Source organism: Streptococcus sp. E24BD (genome assembly GCF_041807825.1).
GTDB lineage: Bacteria > Bacillota > Bacilli > Lactobacillales > Streptococcaceae > Streptococcus > Streptococcus entericus.
Genome location: NZ_JBGTZB010000070.1, coordinates 1 through 1,693, shown reverse-complemented (window position 1 = coordinate 1,693; position 1,693 = coordinate 1). Strand labels below are relative to the sequence as shown.

Annotated in this window: 3 protein-coding genes; all 3 read left to right on the top strand. The window is 41.1% G+C overall.

What is annotated here, in order from left to right; all coding sequences use genetic code 11:
• The coding region (locus ACERC5_RS10065) for a recombinase family protein (protein WP_373660669.1) at positions 1 to 900 on the top strand (900 nt) is incomplete at its 5' end.
• A gap of 115 nt (positions 901 to 1,015) precedes the next feature.
• Positions 1,016 to 1,357, top strand: coding sequence for an 8-oxo-dGTP diphosphatase (locus ACERC5_RS10060; RefSeq protein ID WP_373660670.1), 342 nt, complete (start codon positions 1,016 to 1,018; stop codon positions 1,355 to 1,357).
• Between the two features lie 31 nt (positions 1,358 to 1,388).
• Positions 1,389 to 1,604: a nucleotidyltransferase family protein gene (locus ACERC5_RS10055; RefSeq protein ID WP_373657844.1), complete on the top strand. Its 216-nt coding sequence runs from the start codon at positions 1,389 to 1,391 to the stop codon at positions 1,602 to 1,604.
• The last annotated feature ends 89 nt before the right edge of the window (positions 1,605 to 1,693 follow it).

Here is a 1,693-nt window from a genome sequence, read left to right as displayed (position 1 = left end):
ATTATTGACGAGACAGTTGCACCAATTGTTCGACGGATTTTCGCCTTGTACCTTGATGGTAATAGTTACCAAACAATTGCTCGACTCCTGAATGAAGAACAAGTCATTACTCCAGCAGAACGAAAAATGCAAATCAGTCAGGCACGTTACGCAAAGTCACTCCGTTTAACAACTGAGCAAAAACGAAATGTTTGGAGTAGCACTACCGTTGGTCAAATTTTGAAGAATGAAGCCTATAAGGGAACTTATCTTTTTAATACTCGGACGTATGTAAGGGGGAAGCATGTTTTCAGACCGAAATCAGAGTGGGAGCGGATTGAGAACAATCACGAAGCGATTATTTCACCAGACCGATTTGAACAAGTTGCTCGATTAAAAGCTAAGAAGGTTATTCAGAAAAAACACTCTCAGCCTCCTAAAATTCCTAGTATTTTGACAGGCCTGATTCGTTGTGAACACTGTGACCATTCTTTAATTGGGCACTACAATCATCAAGGTTACCAATATTTTTCCTGTCGTTATTGTAAAGGACAAGGTGAAAAAATGAAGTCCTGCCGAGTAGATAGGATTGAGCAATCAATCAAGGAGAAGCTTGGACAAGAGGTGGTTAAGCCCTGTCAAATTACTTCTAAGACTAGATTGCTTAGAGAAATTGAACGGTTGAAGAAACAAAAACTATCCTTTTACCAAGATTACAAGGATAACCTGGTGACCAGGAAAGATTACATTGCTAAGAAAATGGACATAGACGAAACTGTTAAGAATTTAGAAGAACAGCTGAACGAAGCTAATAAGGTTCAGTTGTCGACTAAGAATAGGTTGACCAAAGAAATAGTTAACACTCACATTGAAAAAGTAGTTGTTGACTGCCTCGGATTTTTTACAGTTATCTATAAATAGTTGAGGAAGAGACTTGAATCCTATCAAGTCTCTTTCTCGATAGGTTGCTTTGTGGTATAATTAATGTGTAATCTAGCAAATAAATAGTGTCAGTTACTTGACATAAGAGGGAAAAATCGAGCCTAATGAGCCTTTTGTTTCGTCCGCTATCCGTGAAGTCTTTGAAGAAACGGGATTGACGGTTTCGGATTTGCAACTTTGTGGGATCAAGCAGTTTACCCATAGCGAGGAGTTGTATCGCTATATTGTCTTTCTTTACAGGACCAGTACCTTTTCAGGCGACTTGTGCTCGTCTGATGAGGGAGAGGTTTTCTGGCTAGAGCGTTCAGAGCTGATGCAGCATTCGCTGGCAGATGGTTTTGCAGAGATAGAGATGTTACCGATTTTTGAGGATGATCAGGTATCGGAGCTTTATTTTTATCACGAAGATAATGATTGGCACTACAATCACCTTTAGGAGAAGAAGGTGCTACCATGGAGAAAGACTGATGACACCGACAGAATTAGCAGCACTCCTCTTATCAGATGAAGAGATGAGGTGTGTTTTGCAGGCAATAGCCGAGCTCCGTTTGCCAGACTGCTGGCTGGCAGCTGGTGCAGTTCGCAACGCGATGTGGAACCATTTGAGCGGTCGTCCTTTCTTTGACAGGGAGACAGACTTGGATGTTGTGAAAAGGCACCCCTTTTCTGTACAATTTTTATAAAGTGTTTTTGTTAAGCGATAACTCGCTTAACCATAGGTGTTTGGTAATCGAGACTACCGTGAATGCGATGATGGTTCCACCAGTGGACA

Coding starts and splice junctions, on each gene's coding strand:
- ACERC5_RS10055 (WP_373657844.1), top strand. CDS start 1,389: ATGACACCGACAGAATTAGCAGCACTCCTCTTATCAGATGAAGAGATG.